Annotated in this window: 18 protein-coding genes and 1 tRNA gene; 13 read left to right on the plus strand and 6 right to left on the minus strand. The window is 60.9% G+C overall.

Going from position 1 to position 16,040, the window contains the following annotated elements; translation table 11 throughout:
• The first annotated feature begins 7 nt into the window (after positions 1 to 7).
• Genes phrB through ACIOUG_RS17465 form a run of 8 tightly spaced genes read left to right on the plus strand, consistent with a single transcriptional unit; the run spans position 8 to position 6,798 of the window.
• Positions 8 to 1,453, plus strand: a complete 1,446-nt coding sequence (gene phrB / locus ACIOUG_RS17430; protein ID WP_401067221.1) for a deoxyribodipyrimidine photo-lyase — start codon at positions 8 to 10, stop codon at positions 1,451 to 1,453.
• Positions 1,446 to 1,868, plus strand: a complete 423-nt coding sequence (locus ACIOUG_RS17435) for a nuclear transport factor 2 family protein (protein ID WP_401067222.1) — start codon at positions 1,446 to 1,448, stop codon at positions 1,866 to 1,868. Before phrB ends, ACIOUG_RS17435 begins: the two co-directional genes overlap by 8 nt.
• Positions 1,865 to 2,647 (plus strand): SDR family NAD(P)-dependent oxidoreductase, encoded by a 783-nt coding sequence (locus tag ACIOUG_RS17440; RefSeq protein WP_401067224.1) that lies wholly within the window; start codon positions 1,865 to 1,867, stop codon positions 2,645 to 2,647. The genes ACIOUG_RS17435 and ACIOUG_RS17440 overlap by 4 nt, the downstream gene beginning before the upstream one ends.
• Positions 2,644 to 3,891, plus strand: coding sequence for an NAD(P)/FAD-dependent oxidoreductase (locus tag ACIOUG_RS17445; RefSeq protein WP_401067225.1), 1,248 nt, complete (start codon positions 2,644 to 2,646; stop codon positions 3,889 to 3,891). Before ACIOUG_RS17440 ends, ACIOUG_RS17445 begins: the two co-directional genes overlap by 4 nt.
• Positions 3,888 to 4,703 (plus strand): DUF1365 domain-containing protein, encoded by an 816-nt coding sequence (locus ACIOUG_RS17450; RefSeq protein WP_401067226.1) that lies wholly within the window; start codon positions 3,888 to 3,890, stop codon positions 4,701 to 4,703. Before ACIOUG_RS17445 ends, ACIOUG_RS17450 begins: the two co-directional genes overlap by 4 nt.
• Positions 4,690 to 5,955, plus strand: a complete 1,266-nt coding sequence (locus ACIOUG_RS17455; RefSeq protein WP_401067228.1) for a class I SAM-dependent methyltransferase — start codon at positions 4,690 to 4,692, stop codon at positions 5,953 to 5,955. The genes ACIOUG_RS17450 and ACIOUG_RS17455 overlap by 14 nt, the downstream gene beginning before the upstream one ends.
• Positions 5,948 to 6,439: a DUF2878 domain-containing protein gene (locus tag ACIOUG_RS17460; protein ID WP_401067229.1), complete on the plus strand. Its 492-nt coding sequence runs from the start codon at positions 5,948 to 5,950 to the stop codon at positions 6,437 to 6,439. Before ACIOUG_RS17455 ends, ACIOUG_RS17460 begins: the two co-directional genes overlap by 8 nt.
• A gap of 53 nt (positions 6,440 to 6,492) precedes the next feature.
• Positions 6,493 to 6,798 (plus strand): YkgJ family cysteine cluster protein, encoded by a 306-nt coding sequence (locus ACIOUG_RS17465; protein ID WP_007967664.1) that lies wholly within the window; start codon positions 6,493 to 6,495, stop codon positions 6,796 to 6,798.
• A gap of 92 nt (positions 6,799 to 6,890) precedes the next feature.
• Here ACIOUG_RS17465 and ACIOUG_RS17470 read toward each other — a convergent pair whose 3' ends face one another.
• The 6 genes from ACIOUG_RS17470 to hemA all read right to left on the minus strand — a co-directional run bounded on the left by ACIOUG_RS17470 (position 6,891) and on the right by hemA (position 12,253).
• A complete protein-coding gene (locus ACIOUG_RS17470; protein WP_401067231.1) occupies positions 6,891 to 7,409 on the minus strand; it encodes an acyloxyacyl hydrolase in 519 nt (172 codons plus the stop codon).
• Positions 7,410 to 7,523: 114 nt separating this feature from the next.
• Positions 7,524 to 8,315, minus strand: coding sequence for a glutamate racemase (gene murI / locus ACIOUG_RS17475; RefSeq protein ID WP_401067233.1), 792 nt, complete (start codon positions 8,313 to 8,315; stop codon positions 7,524 to 7,526).
• Entirely contained in the window at positions 8,308 to 9,063 is a 756-nt protein-coding gene (locus ACIOUG_RS17480; protein ID WP_401067234.1) for a molybdopterin-synthase adenylyltransferase MoeB, read from the minus strand. Before ACIOUG_RS17480 ends, murI begins: the two co-directional genes overlap by 8 nt.
• The gene (gene prmC, locus ACIOUG_RS17485; protein WP_401067235.1) at positions 9,057 to 9,887 is read right to left on the minus strand and encodes a peptide chain release factor N(5)-glutamine methyltransferase; all 831 of its coding nucleotides are present in this window, start codon (positions 9,885 to 9,887) and stop codon (positions 9,057 to 9,059) included. The genes ACIOUG_RS17480 and prmC overlap by 7 nt, the downstream gene beginning before the upstream one ends.
• Positions 9,888 to 10,970, minus strand: coding sequence for a peptide chain release factor 1 (gene prfA, locus ACIOUG_RS17490; protein WP_401067236.1), 1,083 nt, complete (start codon positions 10,968 to 10,970; stop codon positions 9,888 to 9,890).
• A complete protein-coding gene (gene hemA, locus ACIOUG_RS17495) occupies positions 10,967 to 12,253 on the minus strand; it encodes a glutamyl-tRNA reductase (RefSeq protein WP_064589169.1) in 1,287 nt (428 codons plus the stop codon). The genes prfA and hemA overlap by 4 nt, the downstream gene beginning before the upstream one ends.
• Positions 12,254 to 12,566: 313 nt before the next feature.
• Here hemA and ACIOUG_RS17500 point away from each other — a divergent pair, with 313 nt between their 5' ends.
• The 5 genes from ACIOUG_RS17500 to ACIOUG_RS17520 all read left to right on the plus strand — a co-directional run.
• Positions 12,567 to 14,291: a tetratricopeptide repeat protein gene (locus tag ACIOUG_RS17500; protein ID WP_401067237.1), complete on the plus strand. Its 1,725-nt coding sequence runs from the start codon at positions 12,567 to 12,569 to the stop codon at positions 14,289 to 14,291.
• A gap of 3 nt (positions 14,292 to 14,294) precedes the next feature.
• Positions 14,295 to 14,912: a lipoprotein insertase outer membrane protein LolB gene (gene lolB / locus ACIOUG_RS17505; RefSeq protein ID WP_401067238.1), complete on the plus strand. Its 618-nt coding sequence runs from the start codon at positions 14,295 to 14,297 to the stop codon at positions 14,910 to 14,912.
• Positions 14,913 to 14,915: 3 nt separating this feature from the next.
• Positions 14,916 to 15,767 (plus strand): 4-(cytidine 5'-diphospho)-2-C-methyl-D-erythritol kinase, encoded by an 852-nt coding sequence (gene ispE, locus ACIOUG_RS17510; protein ID WP_401067240.1) that lies wholly within the window; start codon positions 14,916 to 14,918, stop codon positions 15,765 to 15,767.
• Positions 15,768 to 15,804: 37 nt separating this feature from the next.
• Positions 15,805 to 15,879, plus strand: a tRNA-Gln gene (locus ACIOUG_RS17515).
• 45 nt (positions 15,880 to 15,924) lie between these two features.
• A partial coding sequence (locus ACIOUG_RS17520) for a ribose-phosphate pyrophosphokinase-like domain-containing protein (protein WP_401067243.1) occupies positions 15,925 to 16,040 on the plus strand: 116 nt, incomplete at its 3' end.

A 16,040-nucleotide genomic window follows, 5' to 3' on the forward strand; every position in this document is an offset into this window, starting at 1 on the left:
AACCGATATGCAATTGATCTGGCTGCGCAGCGACTTGCGCCAACATGACAACACCGCTCTCGCGGCCGCCGCAGCACGCGGGCCGACGGTGGCCGTGTATCTGTTGAGCCCGCAGCAGTGGCTGGAACACGACGACGCCGCGTGCAAGGTCGACTTCTGGCTGCGCAACCTGCGAGAACTGAGCCGCAGCCTCGGCGAGCTGAATATTCCGTTGCTGCTGCGCACCGCTGATCATTGGGATCAGGCCCCGGCGGTGCTGCTCGAGCTTTGCCTGCAATTGAATGTTCAGGCCGTACACGTCAACGAAGAATATGGCATCCACGAAAGCCGGCGCGACGCTGCGGTGGCCGTGGCCCTGAAGACCAAAGGCATCGCTTTCCACGACTACCTTGATCAACTGCTGTTCAAGCCCGGCACGGTACTGACCAAAACCGACACCTACTTTCAGGTCTTCAGCCAGTTCCGCAAGGTCTGCTATGAACGCCTGCACCGCTCGATGCCGGCGCTGGTGAAGACGCCCGGCAAACAGGCAAAGCTGAATATCGACAGCGATCCGGTACCGGCAGCCGTCGAAGGTTTTGCAACGCCGGGCGAGTCCCTGCGTGCGCTGTGGCCCGCCGGTGAACAAGAAGCCCGGCGTCGCCTCGATACCTTCGCCGACGCGCAGATCGACTACTACCAGAGCGAACGCGACTTCCCGGCCAAGCCCGGCACCAGCCAGCTCTCGGCGTACCTCGCCGCCGGAGTGATCTCGCCACGCCAATGCCTGCACGCCGCCCTGCAAAGCAATCAGGGCGAGTTCGACAGCGGCAAGGTCGGCGCGGTGACCTGGATCAACGAGCTGCTGTGGCGCGAGTTCTATAAACACATTCTGGTCGGCTACCCACGGGTTTCCCGCCACCGCGCGTTTCGCCCGGAAACCGAAGCGCTGGCCTGGCGTGACGCACCGGACGATCTGGCGGCCTGGCAAGAGGCGCGCACCGGTCTGCCGATCATTGACGCAGCCATGCGCCAACTGCTGGAAACCGGCTGGATGCACAACCGCCTGCGGATGGTGGTGGCGATGTTCCTGACCAAGAATCTGCTGATCGACTGGCGTGAAGGCGAGCGCTTTTTCATGCGTCACCTGATCGACGGCGATCTGGCGGCGAACAACGGTGGCTGGCAATGGAGTTCTTCGACCGGCACCGATTCGGCCCCCTACTTCCGCATCTTCAACCCGCTGAGCCAATCGGAAAAATTCGACAGCGAAGGCCTGTTCATCAAGCACTGGCTGCCTGAACTGGCCGGCCTGAACAAGAAAGAAGTGCACAACCCGGCCAGTGTCGGCGGGTTGTTCGGCGTCGCCAACTATCCGGAGCCGATCGTCAATCTTTCGGCTTCGCGCGAACGGGCGCTGGCGGCCTTCAAAAACCTGCCGTCGCGCTCGTCCACGGGAGAAGTCCATGAGTGAATTCCTGCGCCGCTTCGCCCGCGAGTTTGCCGAGTTGGACAAAGACAACTTGCAACGTCTGGGCGAGCTGTACAGCGATGACATCCACTTCACCGACCCGCTGCATGAAGTGCAGGGGCTGGCGCAGTTGCGTCATTACTTCAGCGAGCTGTACGCCAACGTCAGCGAGCTGCGCTTCGATTTCCATGGCTTCGATCAGATAGGCGACTGTGAAGGTTACCTGCGCTGGGTCATGAGTTACCGCCACCCGCGTCTGGCCGGTGGTCGTTTGATTCGAGTCGCCGGGTGTTCGCACCTGCTCTGGCGCGACAAGGTTTATCGCCACCGGGATTACTTCGATGCCGGGGCCATGCTGTATGAACATTTACCCGTATTGGGTCGGGTGATCGCCTGGCTGAAAAGGAGAATGGGATGAGTCGTACACCTCCACGGCGTTATTGGCTGACCGGTGCCAGCAGTGGCATCGGCGCAGCGCTGGCCGAAGAGATTCTGAAAACCGGCGCGCATCTGGCCGTCAGTTCACGCCAGGTGGCGCCCTTGAAAGTCTTGTCCCAGCGCTACCCGGGCCAAGTACTGGTGGTGCCCGGAGACTTGACCAACAGCCAGACCGTGCGTGAGATCGGTCAGCAGATCAGCGAGATCTGGGGCTCGCTGGACTCGGTGATTCTCAATGCCGGGACCTGTGAATACGTTGATGCACGGCAATTCGACGCGTCGATCGTCGAGCATGTGGTGCGCACCAACCTGCTGGCCAGCAGCTATTGCATCGAAGCCGCCCTGCCGTTGCTGCGCAAGGGCACCGCGCCGCATCTTATCGGCATGGCCAGTTCGGTGACCTACCTGCCGCTGCCCCGGGCCGAAGCCTACGGCGCCTCCAAGGCCGGCCTGCGTTACCTGTTCGAATCGCTGCGCATTGATCTGGCGGATGAAGGGATCGAGGTCACCATCATCAGCCCGGGCTTCGTCGATACCCCACTGACCGCGAAAAACGATTTCCCGATGCCGCTGAGCTGGCCGGTGGATAAAGCCGCGCGGCACATCTTCGCCAAACTCAAGGATCGACCACTGGAGATCGCCTTCCCGGCGTTGTTCATGGCGGCGCTGTGGCCGCTGTCGAAACTGCCGTCGCGGATGCAACTGGCGATCGGCAAACGCATGGTGCGCAAACCGCCACCGCTGCAGGAACCCTCGTGAAAGTCGCCATCATCGGCAGCGGAATCGCCGGCCTGACCTGCGCCTATCTGCTCAATCGCCGACATGACGTCACGGTGTTCGAAGCCAGCGACTGGGTCGGCGGCCACACGCACACGGTGCAGGTAACCGTCGACGGTCGCCCGTACGCGATCGACACCGGTTTCATCGTGTTCAACGACTGGACCTACCCGAACTTCATTCGTCTGCTGGGGCAGCTCGGCGTGGCGTTCAAACCGACCGAAATGAGTTTTTCGGTGAGCGATCCGGACACTGGCCTGGAATACAACGGCAACAACCTCAACAGCTTGTTCGCCCAGCGCAGCAACCTGCTGTCGCCGGGGTTCTGGGGCATGTTGCGCGACATCCTGCGCTTCAACAAAGAAGCCCAGCGCGACCTCGCCGAACAGCGGATCGCCGCCGACACCACGCTCGACGATTACCTTAAGGCCGGCGGTTATGGTGAACGGTTCATCCTGCATTACATCGTACCGATGGGCTCGGCGATCTGGTCGATGCCGATGGCCGAGATGCTCAATTTCCCGCTGCAATTGTTTGTCCGGTTCTTCAAGAATCATGGCTTGTTGTCAGTCAGTGATCGCCCGCAATGGCAGGTGATCGAGGGCGGCTCAAGTGCCTATGTCGCGCCGCTGACCGCCGCGTTCAAGGACAAGATCCGCCTCAGTTGCCCGGTGACGCGCATCGACCGCGACGAACACGGCGTGGTTATCCACAGCCCGGCCGGCATCGAGCGTTTCGACAAAGTGGTGCTCGCCTGCCACAGCGATCAGGCCCTGCAATTGCTGGCCATGCCAAGCCAGGCGGAACGGACAATCCTCGGCGCCCTGCCCTACGCCGACAACGAGGTGGTGCTGCATACCGATACCCGTCTGCTGCCGACCCGCAAACTGGCGTGGGCCAGTTGGAACTATCGCTTGAGCGGCGCGGGCCATACGCACGCGGCCGTGACTTACGACATGAACATCCTGCAGGGCATTCAGAGCGCCACCACGTTCTGCGTCAGCCTCAACCAGAGCGCCGGCATCAGCCCGTTCAAAGTGCTCGCCAAATACACCTACGCCCATCCGCAATTCAGCCTCGCTGCGGTGGCGGCGCAAAACCGCTGGGGCGAACTCGACGGCCAGCAGCACACCCATTATTGCGGCGCCTATTGGGCCAATGGTTTTCATGAAGACGGTGTGGTCAGTGCCTTGCGCGTGGCCGCCGCGTTCGGGGAAAGCTTATGAACAGCGCCCTGTACAGCGGCTGGATCGGCCACCGGCGTTTTGCGCCCAGGCGTCACGAATTCCGTTACCGGATCGGTCTGCTGTACCTCGATCTGGCGGAACAGGACGCCGTGTTCGGTCTGTCGCCGCTTGCCAGTCGCAGTCGCTTTGCGCCGTTTTCGTTTCGCGAAACCGACTATCTGAAGACCTTCACCGGTAGCGGCATGCGCCTGGTCGATGCGGTGCGCCAGCAGGTCGCCGCCGCTATCGGCCACGCACCGCAGGGTTCGGTCTGCCTGCTGACCCAGCCGCGCAGCTGGGGGCTGGCGTTCAATCCAGTGAGTTTTTTTTATTGCCATGAGGCCGACGGGCAACTGGCAGCGATTCTCTGCGAAGTGACCAACACGCCGTGGCGCGAACGCTATCACTACGTGCTGCCGGCGCAGACGCCGACCGATCTGCAAGACTTTCACCAGCACTTTGCCGTGGCCAAGGCCTTTCATGTCTCGCCGTTCTTGCCGCGCGATCTCGAGTACCGCATGAGCTTCAGCCCGGCTGCACAAAAGCTCGGCGTGCACATGGCCGACTGGCAGGGTGAGCACAAACTGTTCGACGCCACGCTCAATCTGCAGCGCGAACCCCTCGACCGCCACAGCCTGCACCGCTACTTGCGACGTTTTCCGTGGATGACCGCGAAAACCTGTCTGGCCATTTATTGGCAAGCCGTGCGCCTGTTGCTCAAGCGTGCGCCGATTTTTGCTCACCAGGCTGCCGACGGCAGCTTTCAAATCGCCACTGTGCCTCCCAAGGAGCACCGCCATGAAATCCTCTAGCCTGTCAGCCAGTCGCTTCAGCACCAACGGTTTGACCGGTTCGCTGCTGCGTCGTGGCGTTTTGCGGCAACTCAGTCAGCTCAAACACGGGCAATTGCTGGTGGTCGAGGACGGCGAACGCCTGATGTTCGGTACGCCGGGCAGCCACCTGCTCGGTGAAATCCATGTGCAGGACGCGGCGGTCTGGGGCATGGTCGCCGGCAACGGATCGATTGGTGCCGGCGAAGCGTTTATCCACGGTTACTGGAGCTCGCCGGACCTGACCGCAGTCGTGCGCGTGTTCGTCAGTAACCTCGACGTGCTCGACGCCATGGAGCGCGGCCTGGCCCGCCTCAGCCGGCCGCTGGTGCAAGGCCTGCACTGGCTCAACCGCAACACGCGCAAGGGCTCGCAGAAAAACATCGCGGCGCACTATGACCTCGGCAACGATCTGTTCGAACAGTTTCTCGACCCGACCATGATGTACTCGGCCGCACAGTTCCTCAGCCCCGACGACAGCCTGGAACAGGCTCAGCTGAACAAGCTGGAACGGATCTGCCAGAAACTCGCGCTCAAGCCCGAAGATCACCTGCTGGAGATCGGCACCGGCTGGGGCAGCATGGCGCTCTACGCCGCGCAGCATTACGGCTGCCGCGTCACCACCACCACGCTGTCGAAAGAACAGCACGCGTTTACCGCCAGGCGCATCGACGCCCTGGGGTTGCAGGATCGAGTGACATTGCTGCTCACGGACTACCGTGACCTCACCGGCGAATACGACAAACTGGTGTCGATCGAGATGATCGAAGCGGTCGGCCATCGCTTCCTGCCGACCTACTTCAAACAGTGCGCGCACCTGCTCAAGAGTAACGGCCTGATGCTGTTGCAGGCGATCACCATCCGCGAGCAGCGCTACGAGCAGGCCAAGCGCGGCGTCGACTTCATCCAGCGTTACATCTTCCCCGGCGGCGCCCTGCCGAGCGTGCAGAAGATGCTCGAAGTGGTCAGCCACGAGACCGATATGAACCTGCTGCACATGGAAGACTTCGGCCTGCATTACGCCCGCACCCTGCGCCTGTGGCACGAAAACTTTCGCCGCGCCCATGGCCGCTTGAGCGAGCTGGGTTACGACGATTACTTCCTGCGGCTGTGGGAGTTTTACCTGTGCTACTGCGAGGGCGGGTTCCTCGAGCGCACCATCGGCACCGCGCAATTGCTGTTGGCCAAACCTGCAGCAATGCCAGCGCCGTTGCTCGGGCGCTTCGATGCTTGAGCGGCTGAGCAATGCCGTGCTGTTCCAGGTCGGCTGGCTGGCCTGCGTGCTCGGCGGCAACAGCCTGTGGTTGCTGCTGGCGCTGGCGGTACTGGTGATTCATCTGGGCTGGATCAGCAGTTGGGCGGCGGAAGGTCGTTTGATCCTCAGCGTGGTGATTGTCGGCACGGCGGTGGACAGCGTGCTACGCGCTGCGGGGGTGTTCGAATTTCAGGATCCGGCGCCGCTGATTCCACTGTGGCTGATGCTGCTCTGGGCCTTGCTCGCCACTACGCTGCGCCATTGCCTGCAATGGAGCGCCCGACCGTGGTGGCTGGCCAGCGTGCTTGGCGCGGTGGGTGGCGCGCTGTCTTATTACGGTGGCGGACGTTTGGCCGGGGTGCAATTTCCCTACGGTGAACTGCCGACCCTGCTCGGCATCGGAATGCTCTGGGCGCTGCTGTTTCCATTGTTGCATGCGATGGCGCGGCGCTTGAGCCACTGAGCGTCTGTCAGACCTTTCACACGGCACGCGACGGCTGCCTTACACTGCCGACCATGAAGACCATTCCCCACCAACAAATCACTGAACCGGCAGTCACCTGCTCGACCTGCGCCGCGTGTTGTTGCCAGCTCGAAGTGATGCTGATCACCGACACGGGTGTGCCCGAGCGCTTTATCGACACCGATGAGTGGGGGGGTGAGGTGATGCTGCGTCTGGACGACGGTTGGTGCGCGGCGCTGGATCGCGACAGCATGATGTGCACGATCTACGAGAAACGTCCGCTGATCTGTCGCGAGTTCGAGATGGGCGCACCGGAGTGCATCGAGGAACGCAAAGGGATTGCCACTGCTTACCGCTGATTAGAAGCAAAAAGATCGCAGCCTGCGGCAGCTCCTACAAGGGATTGGGTTTCCTGTAGGAGCTGCCGCAGGCTGCGATCTTTTGATCTTGCTTACAGCGGCATCGAGTAATGCAGCGCGTAACTTTCTACACCGTCGTTATTGCTGCTCAGGCCGGCGTTGGAATAGTGCGTCGCACGAATCCCGACTTCATGCCCGCCGTTGAAACGCAAGCCGAAACCGATACGGTCTTCGAACTGGAAAGAGCCGCCGATGTTGTTGCTTTCATATTTGGTGTTGGAGAACGCTGCCACACCAATGCCCGCCTCGACATACGGTTTGACCGACTCACCGGCAAACTCGTAAACGAATACCGGGGAGAACGACAGGCTGTTGTTGCTGGAAGTCTTGTCACCTTCCCAATAAGTGTAAGCGCCGCTCCAGTAACCGGTCAGGCGACCGACATCGCTCTGCAGCCAGCTCTTGTCCCAATCAAAATTCATCCCCAGGCGATAAGTCATGGTCGAATCGCTGGTGGCCCCCACTGCAAACTCAACATTTGCCGCTTGTGCGGTAAAACTTTGCCCCATCAGTGCAGCCGCAATCGCGGCCAAGCAGAATAGTCGCTTCACGTTGAAAACTTCCTTTTCCGGAACGATCGTTTTGGTTTTCTAGTAAACCCAGCGGTATAGAAATCGGCGCTTGAGCAGAAGTTCAGCTGACTTTTTAGATATTTCACACTTTTTTTACAAGGTGAATTTTTCAACGTCACCGGCAACTTGGCCCAGCAGGGGCAGGGTTTTGCGAAAGGACTCGGGATCGGCGCTGGTCCAGAATCTGACCGCACGGTTCGGGCCATCGGCAAGCAGGTTGCGTTCAGCCAGCAGCCGCTGCAATTGACGCGCGACGGCGGCACCGGTGTCGATCAGACTGATGCTCTCGGGGATCATCGACTGAAGCAGCGGCTTGAGAAACGGATAATGGGTGCAGCCGAGAATGATCGTGTCGCAACCGCTGGCCAGCAGTGGCTCGACATAATGCTGGAGCAACGTGCGCAACTCGGCGCTGTGCAGATCGCCGCTTTCAATCAGCTCCACCAGACCGGGACACGGTTGAGTGATGACGCGCACATCAGTGGCGAAACGGTCGAGCAGCGCGGCGAATTTGGCACTCTGCAAGGTACCGGTGGTGGCGAGTACGCCAACCACACCGCTACGAGTCGCGGCAGCCGCGGGTTTGACCGCTGGCTCCATGCCAACAATCGGCCACTCGGGGAAATCCCGGCGCAGATCGGCGACAGCGGCCACCGTCGCCGTGTTGCAGGCGATCACCAGGGCCTTGGCACCCTGCTTGCGGAAAAACCCGGCCATCACATTGCAGCGCTGGCGGATAAACTCCGGGGTTTTCTCACCGTAGGGGATGTGCCCACAGTCGGCGAAGTACAGCAGTGACTCATGGGGCAGCAAACGCTGGATCTCGGCCAATACCGACAAGCCGCCGACACCGGAATCGAACACCGCGATCGGTGCCTCACGCATGCTGCGAACCACAGACGCTGCATCCCGGATCACGCTTGACCCGCAGTTCACGAAAGCGCGAACCCAGGGCATCAATCAGCAGCAAACGGCCCACCAGTGGCTCACCGAAACCGACCAGCACTTTCAACGCTTCCAGCGCCTGCAGACTGCCGACCAGCCCCACCAGCGGCCCCACCACACCGGCTTCGCTGCACGTCAGTTCGGCTTCGCTGCCGTGGCCGTACAGGCAGTGGTAGCACGGACTTTCCGCGCGGCGCGGGTCGAATACCGATAACTGCCCTTCCAGACGAATCGCCGCGCCACTGACCAAGGGTTTGCGCGCGGCCACGCACGCGGCGTTGACCGCTTCGCGGGTGGAGAAGTTATCGGAGCAGTCGAGTACCAGATCCACCGCGGCCACGGCGGCGGCGAGGGAATCCTCATCCAGCGCCTGACGGTGGGGAACCAGTCGAATCTCGGGATTGATCGCGCTCAGGCGCTTGAGCGCCGAGTCAACTTTGCTCATGCCGACGCTGTCGGTGTCATGGATGATCTGACGCTGCAAGTTGGTCAGATCGACCGTGTCGAAATCCGCCAGATGCAGCTCACCGACACCGGCCGCCGCCAGATACAGCGCGACCGGGGCACCGAGACCGCCGAGGCCGACGATCAGCACGCGGCTGTCCTTGAGCTTCAGTTGCCCGGCGATATCGATGTGTTGCAGCAGAATCTGCCGGCTGTAGCGCAGCAATTCCTGATCATTCAGCACGGCAGGTGCCCCAGGCTGATCCGTTGATGGCCGCCCAGATCGGTGCGGCTGTGGACTTCTTCAAAACCGCGGGTCAGTAACAGATCACGCACGGCTTCGGCTTGATCATAGCCGTGTTCGAGCATCAGCCAGCCGCCGGCTTCCAGATGCTCCGGGGCCTGGGCGACGATCAGACGCAGATCGTCGAGCCCGTCGACCCCGGCCACCAGCGCACTGGCCGGTTCGAAACGCACGTCGCCCTCGACCAGATGCGGGTCGGCCGCGGCGATGTACGGCGGGTTGCTGATGATCAGGTTGAAACGCTGGCCTTCGAGGGCGCTGAACCAGTGACTGCTCAGCACCGTGGCGTTGTTCAGGTTCAAGCGCTGACGATTGCGTTCGGCGAGGGCCACGGCTTCCAGCACGCGATCCACCGCGGTGACCTTCCACGCCGGACGCTCGCTGGCCAGGGCCAGGGCAATCGCGCCGCTGCCGGTGCCCAGGTCGAGAATGTTCGCCGGGGTCGCAGCCAGCAGTTCCAGCGCGGCCTCGACCAGCAATTCGGTGTCCGGACGCGGGATCAGCGTGTGTGGTGCGACTTCCAGATCGAGCTTCCAGAACCCCTGCTGACCAAGAATGTAGGCCACCGGCTCACCGCTACGACGCCGCTGCAAGTACTCGGTAAAAATCAGCACCGCTTCGCTGGGCACAATGCGCTCGGGCCAGGTGTGCAGGAAGCTGCGCGGCTTGCCCAGTGCAGCAGCAAGAAGCAGTTCGGCATCCAGACGCGCGGTGGGCGAATCCGGCAGTTCGGCAGCGCGCAACAGGCTGGCAATGATGGTCATTTATTCACCTATCGCTGCAAGCTGGTCGGCCTGGTATTCGGCCAGCAAAGGCTCGATCACCGCTTCAACGCCACCGGCGAGAATTTCATCAAGGGAGTACAGGGTCAGGTTGACACGATGGTCGGTGACTCGGCCCTGGGCAAAGTTGTAGGTGCGAATGCGCTCGGAACGGTCGCCGGAGCCCACGAGCAATTTGCGCTCGCTGGCAATCGCATTGGCCGCTGCGGCAGTCTGCTGGTCGTTGAGCTTGGCCGACAGCCAGGCCATCGCCCGCGCACGGTTCTTGTGCTGGGAGCGTTCTTCCTGGCACTCGACGACGATGCCGGTCGGCAAGTGCGTGATGCGGATCGCCGAGTCGGTCTTGTTCACGTGCTGCCCACCGGCCCCGGAGGAACGGTAAGTATCGACGCGCAGATCCGCCGGGTTGATCTCGATCGTTTCCTGCTCGTCCGGCTCGGGTAATACCGCCACGGTGCACGCCGAGGTGTGGATGCGGCCCTGGGATTCGGTGGCCGGCACGCGCTGTACGCGGTGTGCGCCGGACTCGAACTTCAGCTTGCCGTAGACATTGTCGCCTTCGACCCGGGCAATGACTTCTTTATAGCCGCCGTGTTCGCCCTCGTTCTCCGAGAGGATTTCCACCCGCCAGCCACGGCGCTCGGCGTAACGCGAGTACATGCGGAACAGGTCGCCGGAAAAGATCGCCGCCTCGTCGCCACCGGTGCCGGCGCGGATTTCGAGGAACACGTTGCGCCCGTCGTTCGGATCCTTTGGCAGCAACATGCGTTGCAGGTCGGATTCCAGGGTGATCAGCAGCTCTTTGGCTTCGCGGACTTCTTCCACGGCCATTTCGCGCATGTCCGGGTCGTTGTCCTTGAGCAGCGCCTGGGCACTCTCCAGATCATTTTGTACGCCGAGCAGCTTTTTATAAGCGGCGACGACCGGCTCGACTTCCGCGTACTCCTTGGAATAGGCGCGGAATTTGGCCTGATCGGAAATGACTTCGGCGTCGCCAAGCAGCGCGGTCAGTTCCTCGAAACGGTCCTGGAGGATGTCCAGCTTGTTGAGCAGTGACGCTTTCATTGCGGTTTTTTATCCGAAAAACTATCCGGTGAGCCCTCGAGGGCAAAGAGTTCCTGGGCCATGGCCAGCGCATCGAGGCGGCCTTCGGCAGAAAGCTTTTTCAGCTGCACGCTGGGCGCATGCAGCAGTTTATTAGTCAGGCCACGGGCCAGTTGCCCGAGCACCTCTTCGGCGTTGCCGCCGTTGGCCAGCAGACGCAGGGCTTTTTGCAGCTCCTCGTCACGCAGGCGTTCACTCTGTTGCCGATAGGCCTTGAGCACATCGACCGCCGCCAGCTCGCGCAGGCGCACCATGAAATCGTCGGCGCCGACCGAGACCATCTCTTCCGCCGCCTGGGCTGCGCCCTGACGACTCTTGAGGTTTTCGGCGACCACTTCGTGCAGGTCGTCGACGCTGTACAGATAAACGTCGTCGAGTTCGCCGACTTCCGGCTCGATGTCGCGCGGTACGGCAATGTCGACCATGAAGATCGGCTTGTGCTTGCGCTGTTTCAGCGCGCTTTCCACCGCGCCCTTGCCGAGAATCGGCAACTGGCTGGCAGTCGAGCTGATCACGATATCGCTGCGCACCAGCTCCGCCGGAATGTCCGAGAGCAACACCGCGTGCGCACCGAACTGCTCGGCCAGCAGACTGGCGCGCTCCAGCGTACGGTTGGCGACCACGATGCGCTTGACCCCCAGCTCATGCAAATGGCGGGCGACCAGGGTGATGGTCTCGCCGGCGCCGATCAACAGGGCCTGACTGCGTTGCAGGTCGCTGAAAATTTGTTTGGCCAGGCTGACCGCGGCAAACGCCACGGACACCGGGTTTTCGCCAATGGCGGTATCGGTACGCACTTGCTTGGCGGCATTGAACGTCGCTTGAAACAGCCGCCCCAGCAGCGGGCCGATGGTCCCGGCCTCACGCGCCACGGCGTAGGCCGATTTCATCTGGCCGAGAATCTGCGGTTCGCCCAGCACCAGCGAGTCGAGCCCGGAAGCGACGCGCATCATGTGACGAACTGCCGCATCATCTTCATGCACATAAGCACTCGCGCGCAGCTCATCAAGGCTCAAATGGTGATAATCGGCCAGCCAGCGCAGAACCAGATCAGCGGAAACCTGATCCTGTTCTATATAAAGCTCACTGCGATTGCAGGTGGAGAGGATCGCAGCTTCGCGGCTGTCGGTGAGTCGGCAGAGCTGCTGCAAGGCCTCAACCAGCTGCTCAGGGGTAAAGGCCACGCGCTCGCGGACGTCTACTGAAGCAGTCTTGTGGTTAATACCGAGTGCAAGGAAGGCCATTCAAGGTCGCTGATGGTGACGTGAAGCCGGCAATTGTCCTACTTCGCCAGATTCAGAACAACTATTGGATATCTATCACCCTTATTGTATCCACATCGTGCTGCGATCCATTCTCGTTCATGTACACACAACCCCCGTAGGAGCTGCCGCAGGCTGCGATCTTTTGATTTTGCTTCTGGCTGAAAAAACAGGATCAAAAGATCGCAGCCTGCGGCAGCTCCTACAGTATGAGCGTAAATTGCCTGAGCGGTTATGTTTGACCGAAGGCTTGTGTCATGATGATCCGACCGCAGGTTAGTCGTCCTCTTCCTATATGAATAGATCTTCCGCGTTGCTCCTTGCTTTTGTCTTCCTCAGCGGCTGCCAGGCCATGGCACCCGTTTCGCCGGACGGTACCCCGCCGGTTGAAGACACCGCGTCCACACCTGAAAAGCCCAAGGTTTACAGCTCGTTCAGCGAGGAAACCGTTTTCAGCCTGTTGAGCGCCGAACTCGCCGGCCAGCGCAATCGTTTCGACATTGCCCTGGACAACTACGTGACCCAAGCGATCAATACCCAGGATCCGGGGGTTTCCGAGCGCGCGTTCCGCATCGCCGAATACCTCGGTGCCGACCAGCCTGCGCTGGATACCGCACTGATCTGGGCAAAAAACGCCCCGGACGATCTCGAAGCGCAACGCGCCGCCGCCGTGCAACTGGCCCGCGCCGGGCGGTACGACGACTCCATGGTCTACATGGAGAAAGTCCTGCAAGGCAAAGGCGACACCCATTTCGACTTCCTCGCCCTGTCGGCGGCCGATACCGATCAGGAAACCCGCAATGGTTTGATGAAGAGTTTCGACCGTCTGCTGCAGCGTCACCCGAAGAACAGCCAGCTGATTTTCGGCAAGGCCCTGCTCCTGCAACAGGACGGCGACAATAAAGCCGCCCTGACCCTGCTCGAAGACAACCCGCCGGAAGAAGGCGAAATTGCTCCGATCCTGCTGCGTGCGCGTCTGCTGCAAACCATGAACCGTGGCGACGAAGCCCTGCCGCTGTTGCAGAAAAGCATCAAGAAATACCCGGATGACAAGCGCCTGCGCCTGACTTATGCGCGCACGCTGGTCGAACAGGACCGGATGGACGACGCCAAAGTCGAGTTCTCCACGCTGGTTCAGCAATACCCCGAAGACGATGAACTGCGTTACTCGCTGGCGCTGGTATGCCTGGAAGCCAAGGCCTGGGACGAGGCCAAGGGTTATCTGGAAGACCTGATCGCCCGTGAAAGCCACGTCGACTCGGCGCATCTGAACCTCGGCCGCATCGCGGAAGAGCGCAATGACCCGCAAGGCGCGCTGATCGAATACGCCCAGGTCGGCCCGGGCAACGACTATCTGCCGGCGCAACTGCGTCAGGCCGATATTCTGATGAACAACGGCAAGACCGCCGAAGCCCAGAGCAAACTGGCCGCCGAGCGCGACGCGCAGCCGGATTACGCGATCCAGTTGTACCTGATCGAGGCGGAAACCCTGTCGGCCAACAAACAGGACGACAAGGCGTGGAAGACGCTGGACAAAGCCTTGCAGCAATACCCGGACGATCTGAATCTGCTTTATACCCGAGCGATGCAGGCGGAAAAACGCAATGATCTGGCACAGATGGAAAAAGACCTGCGCCTGATCATCAAGCGCGACCCGGACAACGCCATGGCGCTCAATGCGCTGGGCTACACCCTGTCCGATCGCACCACCCGCTACGCTGAAGCCAAGGCGCTGATCGAGCAGGCGCATCAGATCAATCCGGAAGACCCGGCGGTACTCGACAGCCTCGGCTGGGTGAATTTCCGCATGGGCAATCTTGAAGACGCCGAGAAATATCTGCGTCAGGCTCTCGAGCGTTTCCCGGACCACGAAGTCGCCGCGCACCTGGGCGAAGTCCTGTGGGTCAAGGGCAACCAGCGCGAGGCCAAGCAAATCTGGGGCAAGTACCTCAAAGATCAGCCTGACAGCACCATCCTGCGCAGCACCATCAAGCGCCTGACCGGATCCGAGACTCTTTAACTCATGTTTTTGCGCCACGTAATTGTTTTCAGCTTCATCGCCCTGCTCGCCGGTTGCGCGGGCTTCGGCGCTCGCGAATCAGTCGAGGGCCACGGCAGTCCGGCTCAGTGGGCCGCGAACAAACAACAGCTGAGCGCCCTCGACGGCTGGCAGATCGACGGCAAGATCGGCATTCGTGCACCGAAAGATTCCGGTAGCGGCACGCTGTTCTGGCTGCAACGTCAGGACTACTACGACATTCGCCTGTCCGGCCCGCTGGGTCGTGGCGCGGCACGTCTGACCGGGCGTCCGGGCAAGGTCTCGCTGGAAGTCGCCAATCAGGGCCGCTATGACGCCGAATCGCCGGAAGCGCTGCTCGAAGAACAACTCGGCTGGAAACTGCCGGTGTCGAATCTGGCCTGGTGGGTCCGTGGCCTGCCGGCGCCAAGCAGCAAAAGCCGTGTGTCCCTCGATAACGACAGTCGCCTGGCCAACCTGGAACAGGACGGCTGGAAGGTCGAATACCTCAGCTATGCCGAGCAAAACGGTTACTGGCTGCCCGAGCGGATCAAGCTGCACGGCACCGATCTGGACGTGACGCTGGTGATCAAGACCTGGCAACCGCGTAAATTGGGGCAATAAAGCATGACCGCTCCACGCCTGACGCTGCCGTCGCCGGCCAAGCTCAATCTGATGCTGCACATTCTCGGGCGCCGTGCAGACGGTTACCACGAACTGCAGACGCTGTTTCAGTTTGTCGACTACGGCGATGAAATCACCTTCGCCGTACGCGATGACGGCGTGATTCAGCTGCACACCGAATTCGCCGGCGTGCCCCACGACAGCAACCTGATCGTGCGCGCGGCGAAAATGCTTCAGCAACAGTCCGGCTGCACACTCGGTATCGACATCTGGATCGACAAGGTGCTGCCCATGGGCGGCGGCATCGGTGGCGGCAGCTCCAACGCGGCGACCACCCTGCTCGGCCTCAATCACTTGTGGCAACTGGGTTGGGATGAAGATCGCCTCGCGGCACTGGGGCTGGCGCTTGGCGCTGACGTGCCGGTTTTCGTCCGTGGTCATGCGGCATTTGCCGAAGGCGTGGGCGAGAAACTGACCCCGGTCGACCCCGAAGAACCGTGGTATCTGGTGCTCGTGCCGCAAGTCTCTGTTAGTACGGCAGAAATTTTTTCCGATCCTTTGTTGACACGTAACACGCCGCCCATTAAAGTGCGCCCCGTTCCCGAGGGAAACAGTCGAAATGACTGCTTGCCGGTGGTTGCAAGGCGTTATCCAGAGGTACGTAACGCATTGGATTTGTTAGGTAAATTTACCGAAGCAAAACTCACCGGAACTGGAAGTTGTGTGTTTGGGGGCTTCCCAAGCAAAGCTGAAGCTGATAAAGTCTCGGCCCTTCTGACAGAGACCCTTACAGGGTTTGTAGCAAAAGGAAGCAACATTTCGATGTTGCATCGCAAGCTGCAAAGTCTGCTCTAAAAGGAATCAAGTGCCAGGCACTTGAAGCAACAGATACAGGGGCGTCGCCAAGCGGTAAGGCAGCAGGTTTTGATCCTGCCATGCGTTGGTTCGAATCCAGCCGCCCCTGCCATTTTCTATACTCATCCAGGTTACCCTCAGCCTCTAGGTACTGCGCGTGTCCAAGATGATGGTCTTTACGGGGAACGCTAACCCCGATCTGGCTCGGCGTGTTGTACGTCAGCTGCATATCCCTCTCGGTGACATCTCTGTCGGTAAATTCTCCGACGGCGA

This window comes from Pseudomonas sp. NPDC087803, assembly GCF_044742995.1.
In the GTDB taxonomy this organism is placed as follows: domain Bacteria; phylum Pseudomonadota; class Gammaproteobacteria; order Pseudomonadales; family Pseudomonadaceae; genus Aquipseudomonas.

Excerpts from the sequence above, each read along its gene's own strand:
- murI (WP_401067233.1), bottom strand. The coding sequence starts at position 8,315 with ATGCGTGAGGCACCGATCGCGGTGTTCGATTCCGGTGTCGGCGGCTTG.
- ACIOUG_RS17455 (WP_401067228.1), top strand. The coding sequence starts at position 4,690 with ATGAAATCCTCTAGCCTGTCAGCCAGTCGCTTCAGCACCAACGGTTTG.
- ACIOUG_RS17500 (WP_401067237.1), top strand. The coding sequence starts at position 12,567 with ATGAATAGATCTTCCGCGTTGCTCCTTGCTTTTGTCTTCCTCAGCGGC.
- lolB (WP_401067238.1), top strand. The coding sequence starts at position 14,295 with ATGTTTTTGCGCCACGTAATTGTTTTCAGCTTCATCGCCCTGCTCGCC.
- ACIOUG_RS17440 (WP_401067224.1), top strand. The coding sequence starts at position 1,865 with ATGAGTCGTACACCTCCACGGCGTTATTGGCTGACCGGTGCCAGCAGT.
- prfA (WP_401067236.1), bottom strand. The coding sequence starts at position 10,970 with ATGAAAGCGTCACTGCTCAACAAGCTGGACATCCTCCAGGACCGTTTC.
- ACIOUG_RS17460 (WP_401067229.1), top strand. The coding sequence starts at position 5,948 with ATGCTTGAGCGGCTGAGCAATGCCGTGCTGTTCCAGGTCGGCTGGCTG.
- ACIOUG_RS17450 (WP_401067226.1), top strand. The coding sequence starts at position 3,888 with ATGAACAGCGCCCTGTACAGCGGCTGGATCGGCCACCGGCGTTTTGCG.
- ispE (WP_401067240.1), top strand. The coding sequence starts at position 14,916 with ATGACCGCTCCACGCCTGACGCTGCCGTCGCCGGCCAAGCTCAATCTG.
- hemA (WP_064589169.1), bottom strand. The coding sequence starts at position 12,253 with ATGGCCTTCCTTGCACTCGGTATTAACCACAAGACTGCTTCAGTAGAC.
- prmC (WP_401067235.1), bottom strand. The coding sequence starts at position 9,887 with ATGACCATCATTGCCAGCCTGTTGCGCGCTGCCGAACTGCCGGATTCG.
- ACIOUG_RS17435 (WP_401067222.1), top strand. The coding sequence starts at position 1,446 with ATGAGTGAATTCCTGCGCCGCTTCGCCCGCGAGTTTGCCGAGTTGGAC.
- phrB (WP_401067221.1), top strand. The coding sequence starts at position 8 with ATGCAATTGATCTGGCTGCGCAGCGACTTGCGCCAACATGACAACACC.
- ACIOUG_RS17465 (WP_007967664.1), top strand. The coding sequence starts at position 6,493 with ATGAAGACCATTCCCCACCAACAAATCACTGAACCGGCAGTCACCTGC.